The organism is Flectobacillus sp. (genome assembly GCF_049240685.1).
In the GTDB taxonomy this organism is placed as follows: Bacteria; Bacteroidota; Bacteroidia; order Cytophagales; family Spirosomataceae; genus Flectobacillus.
Genome location: NZ_JBMLSD010000357.1, coordinates 23,805 through 31,212 on the forward strand (window position 1 = coordinate 23,805; position 7,408 = coordinate 31,212).

4 protein-coding genes are annotated in these 7,408 nt (G+C 38.2%); 3 read left to right on the top strand and 1 reads right to left on the bottom strand.

Annotation, left to right across the window (positions count from 1 at the left end; all coding sequences use genetic code 11):
* Positions 1–139: 139 nt before the first annotated feature.
* The gene (locus ACOVQ4_RS16420) at positions 140–3,013 is read left to right on the top strand and encodes a putative LPS assembly protein LptD (RefSeq protein ID WP_421821705.1); all 2,874 of its coding nucleotides are present in this window, start codon (positions 140–142) and stop codon (positions 3,011–3,013) included.
* Between the two features lie 41 nt (positions 3,014–3,054).
* On the top strand, positions 3,055–3,921 hold the full coding sequence (locus tag ACOVQ4_RS16425) for an AraC family transcriptional regulator (RefSeq protein ID WP_421821706.1): 867 nt from the start codon (positions 3,055–3,057) through the stop codon (positions 3,919–3,921).
* Position 3,922: 1 nt separating this feature from the next.
* On the opposite strand, the gene ACOVQ4_RS16430 is transcribed toward ACOVQ4_RS16425, so the two are convergent.
* Positions 3,923–5,701 (bottom strand): ABC transporter ATP-binding protein, encoded by a 1,779-nt coding sequence (locus ACOVQ4_RS16430; protein WP_421821707.1) that lies wholly within the window; start codon positions 5,699–5,701, stop codon positions 3,923–3,925.
* A gap of 539 nt (positions 5,702–6,240) precedes the next feature.
* Between ACOVQ4_RS16430 and ACOVQ4_RS16435 the strand changes: the two genes are divergently transcribed.
* A complete protein-coding gene (locus tag ACOVQ4_RS16435) occupies positions 6,241–7,380 on the top strand; it encodes a 2-isopropylmalate synthase (RefSeq protein ID WP_095161231.1) in 1,140 nt (379 codons plus the stop codon).
* Positions 7,381–7,408 lie beyond the last annotated feature (28 nt).

Below are 7,408 nucleotides of genomic sequence, written 5' to 3' on the forward strand. Positions count from 1 at the left end.
ATTTTCAGGCTGGTTCGTTAACAAGAACGTTATATAAAGTAATTTTGTGTTTTAAATCTTTTACAAATTGATAAAATTGGAGTACCTCAAAGCAATGAGTGCTTTGTTTCCAACAATTTATTAGAACTCGTCCTATACAATGGATAATTCCTATAGAACAGGCAAATATAATTTTTTAAGTCTTTCAAAAAAAATCCTACTCTTAATCAGTACCTTGTTTGTACTGGGTTTTGCGTATTCGGCAAATGCACAAAGACTTCTCAAAGGTAAAGATAATACCAAATCAACAAAGTCCACAGCAGTTCCAAAACAGGCCTTGCTAGCGGATTCTTTGCGAAAAAGCAACCTTGATACCCTCGGAAAAAAGGACGCAAAAACTGTTCCTGATTCTCTCAAAAAGCAGGATGAGCTAGAAACTACCGTGCAGTACACTGCACAGGATTCTACTATTATGGATACCGAAAAGCAAATTGTGTATCTATATGGTGATGCCAAAGTAACGTATGGAAACATTTCTTTACAAGCAGATTTTATCAAACTCAACTGGGATATCAATCAGGTAGATGCTCATGGAACGATGGACTCAACTACCAAAAAAGTGAAAGGTAAGCCTGTGTTCAAACAAGGAAATGACGAATACAATGCCGATGAAATCAAGTATAACTTCAAATCACGAAAAGCCCTGATTCAAGGGATTGTTACGCAGCAAGGAGAAGGATATGTACAAGGGAAAAAGGTAAAAAAGGATGATGAGGATAACCTTTATATCCGAAATGCTATTTATACAACTTGTAATTTGGCTCAACCGCACTTCCATATCAATGCTTCTAAAATCAAAATTGTAGGAAAAAAAGAAATTGTTTCAGGGCCGTTCCATATCGAACTAAACAATATTCCTTTGCCGATAGGATTACCCTTTGGATTTTTCCCATATCGCCCACCACAGGAATCGGGTACTTCCGGGATTTTGATGCCTACTTACGGTGAAGAACCTTCTGGCCGTGGTTTCTATTTGCGCGATGGGGGATATTACTTTGCCATTAGTCCAAATATTGGGGTGCGTGCCACAGGCGAGATTTATGCTAATGGTAGCTGGGGGCTCGGTGCCAACTCTCAATATGTAAAAAGGTACCGTTATAGTGGTAACTTCAACCTTCAATATCGTAAAGGTATTAGTCCCGACGAGTCGACAGTCAAACCTACAGTCCGTAATGACTTTTCGATTCAATGGTCGCACTCGCCACAAAGTAGAGGCAATTCGAGTTTCTCGGCATCGGTCAATGTTGTGAGTAATAGCTATAACCAATACAATAGCTTTGTGACATCCAATTATACCTCAAACGCAACGAACTCCTCTGTACAATACTCTAAAAACTTTGGACAGACGATTCGCACTGGGGCAAGTATGAATATATCACAAAATACTACTACCAAAGAGATAACTTCGGCCATTAATTACAACTTTGGTCTAAACCAAATACAACCATTTAAAAAGAAAAAAGCGGTAACAGAAAGATTTATAGACCAATTTCGCTTCGGTTTAGATTTTACTGGTTCTACAAGTATTACCAACAAAGTGGCACTAGACAACCGTTCGTATCTGTCGCTTCCTTATACTGTATATCGTAGGGCTGACTCTACTGATACGAATCTTAATTTGCCTGTAACTATTACCAATTCCACTTCAACAAATTTGGAAAGAGATGGGGTTATTGGTTTCAATTTTGCCAATTTAGGTACTATCTTGAGTAAAGGCCAAACGAAAATGCAGTATTCTATTCCTATTTCTTTGCCCAATATCAAACTTGGTCGCTATATCAACCTTACCCCAGGTATGAGCCTCTCAGGTAATGTTTACACTAGAAAGTATAATTATAAATTTTTGAATTTTAACAACTATGCCACCAATGATTCATTACGAAGACTCGGGGCAGTGAAAATAGATACAACAAATGGGTCATTTGTCGATTACCAATATGCCTTTACGATGAGTATGAACACTCGTTTGTACGGGACACTAAACTTTAAAAACTTTGGGCGTTTGGCAGGTATTCGTCACGTAATGACACCATCGGTAAGTGTTAGCTACACTCCTGATTTTACAGATACAAAATATGGCTTTTATCAAGATGTAGTACTAACAAATAGTAACACAGGAGAGAAAGATACACTTAGAATATCCTCTTTTAACCCCACATTAACCAATGTCGGAAGTAGATCGGGGGGGATTAATTTTAGCTTAAACAATACCATAGAGGCTAAAGTAAAAGCTAAGTCGGACACTGCCGCTAAGGAGTTTGAAAAGATTACCATCATCGATAACCTCTCGTTGTCGACTAACTATAACTTTTTTGCCACTAAATACAAATTAGCTCCTGTATCTTTTGGGGCTACGTCGAGAGTCAAAAAATTTGATATCAATATCGGCGGTACGCTCGACCCTTATGTGTATAAAGTCAACTCCAACTATGGTACAGTGGGTGAGCAATTAGACGAATATTTGTTTTCTACAGGAAAAGGACTAGCCAATCTTTCTGCCTTTAATATGTCAATAGGTAAAAGCTTTAAGCCTGGAGGAAACAAACCCAAAACAAGCCCAAATGGTACTGAAGGACAAATGAAACAAATCAATCGCAATATCGATTCTTATGTAGATTGGAGTGTGCCTTGGGAGTTTCAGTTTAGTTATCAATATAATTATACCAAACGTGGCTTAGCTCCTGCCGTAACAGTTAGCGCAGTTACGTTTTCGGGTAGTGTGAAGCTAACCGAAAAGTGGGATTTTAAGGTTCAGTCTGGTTATGACTTTGTCAATAAAGGGGTTTCTTTGACCAATATCAGTATCCACCGCGATTTGCACTGTTGGGAAATGCAGTTTAACTGGACACCAGCCGCCAGTCCGTTGTATGGTCGTGCTAGTAGCTACTCGTTCGACTTACGTGTAAAATCGTCCTTATTACAAGAACTCAAGCTCTCTCGTCGTCGTTCGTTCTACGATAGTGGAGGTTTCTAAAATACACATAAAGCCGTTGCATGCAACGGCTTCTTTTTCTTATGATACGTGTTCCTTCGTTCATACATGCAGGAGAATTTCAGTCTTTAAAAATTAAGGACATGACTTTTGTTGCCTACCGAAATCAAGACCCTCCACTTCGCAATGAAGTATTTTTTGAGGAGCACGCCTTAATATTTGTCCTTGAAGGGGAAAAAAAATTTGTTACGCCCGAACAAGATATTCGTGTCAAAAAAGGCAATGTGGTATTCATCCCTCGTGGTTATTATACCATGCAGGAGGCCATCAATAAGCAATACCGAAGTTTAGTTTTCTTTTTTAACGAAAAGCTTCTCAAAGAATTTGTGGCAGGGCATTTGAGCCTTTTCCATGAAAACTCTCTAGTCGAACCTGACCCAAATCAAGGTTTGTTGGTATTTGGTATCAATGAAAGTTTGGAGAAATATATCGACTCTATTTTCCCTTATTTTCATCTCGAAACCCAATATCTCAATCACTTTCTGAACCTTAAGCTACAAGAGTTACTATTGCATTTGCTCGAGATAGACCCTACTGGCAAACTCAAGTCGATTGTGTATAATATTTACAAAGGAGAAAAAGCCGATTTGGAGTTTTTGATGGATAGCTATTATCTCAAACCTTTGTCGATGGAAGAACTTTCGAGACTTTCAGGGCGAAGCTTATCTGCATTTAAGAGAGATTTTCAGAAACAATTTCAAACCTCACCAGCGCTTTGGCTCAAAAACAAAAGGTTAGAACATGCCCGACTTTTGCTAGAAAATACGGGCATGAACGTTTCTGAGATTAGTATGGAAATTGGCTACGAAAGTGTTTCTCATTTTATCAAAGCCTTCAAAGAGAAATACCACGTCACACCAAGTCATTATAAAGAAGGAGAAAGAAACTAACCTACGAAATTCGTTGGCTTTCTTTCTGATGCTTCCATAACTCTTGGAAAATAGGGCTATTTTCAAGTAGATACTCAAAACTTCCTTCTCCTACAATATGTCCTTTTTCGAGGATATATACATAATCAAACTGGCTCAACAAATGCAGGCGATGCAAAGTGGATAACACAGCCTTTCCTTCGAATTCTTTAAATAATTGCTGATAAATCAAGACTTCCGTTTTGGGGTCAACGCTACTGGTTGGTTCGTCGAGGAGTATGATTTGCGAACTGCGAGCTGCCAATACCCCACGTGCTAATGCCAAGCGCTGTTTTTGTCCACCCGATAGGTTTACGCCCTTTTCTTGAATATTCGACTGCAAACCATTTGGCAATTGCTTTATCACGTCGGTAAACTGGGCTACATCACAAACTTGCAAAATATCTGACTCTTCAAATGGCAAGCCCAATGTGATATTGTATTCGATGGTATTTTCAAAAATTTCTGGTTCTTGTGGAAATAGCGTAACCGTTTCGGCCAAGATACCAATATCATCTTTTGTCTTTCCGTCTAAGTCAATTTGAACACCTTTTTCGGGTTCATACAGTCCACGAAGCAAAGCTAAAAGCGTACTTTTTCCAGAGCCACTTTCTCCAATAAAAGCAATACGTTTTCCTTTGTTGATTTGAATTTTGAGTTGATGTAGTGCCTGCGATGTATTTTCCAGACTATAATTTTCTTGATGTGAAAAATTTAGGTTAGAAATAGTCAAGGCAGACCAGTTTGCTGGAAGGCTTTCTTCCTCTTCAGGACGATGATGTTCACGATATGCCTGCGAAATTGTACGAGCTGTTTGAACATCGGTATTATGCTGAATAATTTGGGTATAAAGCCAAGCCACATCATGAAAGACACTCGTAAAGTTGTTGACATATCCTAATAATGTCACTAAACCTCCTACCATAAATACTTTACCAACTTCCCAATTTTGATAAACATAACCTACCGTAATTACAACATAAATCAATCCTACAAGCATATCTGCCACAAACCATTTCCACTCGTTGATGACCACCTGCTTACGGAAGGGAGCAAAGACATGTTTGATTTTGTCACTTAAACTTTGCTCCATTTGTTTTTCCAAACGAAGCGTAATCACCGTAATAATATTCGAAAGACTATCAAAAAGCGTGGAAGATACCACGTGCTCACGCTCGTTGGTTTCGTCGAGTGCTTTGATAAAAGGTTTATCAAACTGAGCAATGACCCAAATGGTAAAAATGCCCAAAAGCACACCAATCGCCCCAAACAAAGGCGAAAAGTAAAGCATCGCAATGAATGAAAAGAAGAATTTGGAAAAGGCATGCAAATACATAAAGCCATCCTGAAAAAAAGTCTTTAGGGCTTCGTATGCTTTACGAATACGGTTAATCGTCGCACCGCTATGATTATCTTGATGCCACTTTACAGGCAAATGAAGCGTTTGATGATAAAGCTCATGCAGAAAGTTTCGGCTAAGATTAAAAGCCAAACTGCGTTCCATTACGCGTGCTGTACCATGAAAAGACCATTCTACAAAGCGTAATAGCAAAAAGCCTATGCCATAAATCCATGTGTCTTTTAGCACATCCACACCTTTGAGCTGGATTTTGTCGATAAACCAACCGTACCAGATAGGATTGAGAGAAAAAATAATGTTTGCGATAATGAATAGGGCATAGACCAACAAAAAACGTTTTTTTTCTTGTCGAGCATATTGCCATGCAATTTTTAAAAGAGAAATATAAGGATTGTTTGCCATAATGATAGAGGAGGGAAATCTAAAGTGATAAGCGCTTTGGTTTTCACTCCTTTACTTTTGAAATCTTAATAAAATACAATTTTTATTGAAAAAGTAAAGTTTCAAAAAAAGAATGAATTCTGAATAAGTTTGAGATAATAAAAAAGTTAAGAATCGAAAAAAAATCTTATTTTTACATAAAGAATAGTTTTTAATAATAACCTTTTTAGAATTTTATTCTAAAAAGATAGCCAAATAGATACGTATATTAGAATATTTTTCTCTAAAACATTTAAAAAACCAATCTTTTTTATCCTTGTAGAGAAGTCTGATTTTTGTATAGTCAATAATTTTATATAGTTTTGAGATATGGAAAATAATAGCACAAATAAATCTCTTATCATCATTAAGCTTCTCGCTGAATAGTGAGACAAGGTTCTTTTGTGCAAATCGAAGCCTTTTCTCACAACCAACTGAGGAAAGGTTTTTTTTATACCCATTGCAACGACTATTTTGTAACCAAGAAACATTTAACAAATCATCAATCCCTTTAAAAAGTCATGAGTCAAAGAATTCAAATATTCGACACAACATTGCGTGATGGCGAGCAAGTTCCGGGCTGTCAATTGAACACAGAAGAAAAATTGCAGGTTGCTGAACAATTAGAATTACTCGGGGTAGATATTATCGAAGCTGGTTTTCCAATTTCATCTCCAGGTGATTTCCGTTCTGTAGAGGAAATTGCGAAACTCGTGAAGAATGCTACCGTTTGTGGTTTGACTCGTGCCAAAAAAGAGGATATTGATGCTGCCGCGGCGGCTTTGAAACATGCCAAAAGACCACGTATCCACACAGGTATCGGTTCTTCGGATGTACACATTCAGTACAAATTTAATTCAACTCGTGAAAAAATCATCGAACAAGGCGTTTGGGCAGTAAAATACGCTAAAAGCTTTGTTGAAGATGTAGAGTTTTTTGCAGAAGATGCGGGTCGTGCAGACTTAGCTTTTTTGGCTCAATTGACCGAAGCAGTTATTGCTGCTGGCGCTACAGTAGTAAACTTGCCAGATACAACGGGTTATTTGTTGCCAAACCAAATGCATGAGCGTATTAGCTACTTATTCGAAAACGTTTCGAATATTCACCAAGCTACGATTTCGATGCACAACCACAACGACTTGGGCTTGGCAACTGCCAATACCATTGCAGGTATCCAAGCGGGTGCTCGTCAGGTAGAGGTTACCATCAACGGTATCGGTGAAAGAGCTGGTAATACTTCGTTGGAAGAAGTGGCTATGATTTTGAACGTACACAAAGGTTTAGGTTTCGAAACAGGTATTAATCCTAAATTCTTGTACCCAACTTCATTGATGGTTTCTAATTTGATGGGTATGCCAGTACAGGCAAACAAAGCGGTAGTTGGTGCTAATGCTTTTGCTCACTCGTCGGGTATTCACCAAGATGGTTTCTTGAAGCATGCGCAAAACTACGAAATCATGAATCCTGAAGATGTAGGTGTACCTTCTTCAGCAATCGTGTTGACTTCTCGTTCGGGGCGTGCTGCTTTGCGTCACCGCTTACAATTATTAGGTTTTGCTTTCGAAAAACCAGAACTTGACAAATTGTACACGCGTTTCTTGTTGATGGCTGATGAGCGTAAACAATTAAACGATGAAGATTTGAAAGAATTAGTAGGATAATATTACCCGCTTTAAGCTCTAGGCTTTA

Bases quoted from the DNA above. Each gene is read 5' to 3' on its own strand.
- ACOVQ4_RS16420 (WP_421821705.1), top strand. From the start codon at position 140: ATGGATAATTCCTATAGAACAGGCAAATATAATTTTTTAAGTCTTTCA.
- ACOVQ4_RS16425 (WP_421821706.1), top strand. From the start codon at position 3,055: ATGATACGTGTTCCTTCGTTCATACATGCAGGAGAATTTCAGTCTTTA.
- ACOVQ4_RS16430 (WP_421821707.1), bottom strand. From the start codon at position 5,701: ATGGCAAACAATCCTTATATTTCTCTTTTAAAAATTGCATGGCAATAT.
- ACOVQ4_RS16435 (WP_095161231.1), top strand. From the start codon at position 6,241: ATGAGTCAAAGAATTCAAATATTCGACACAACATTGCGTGATGGCGAG.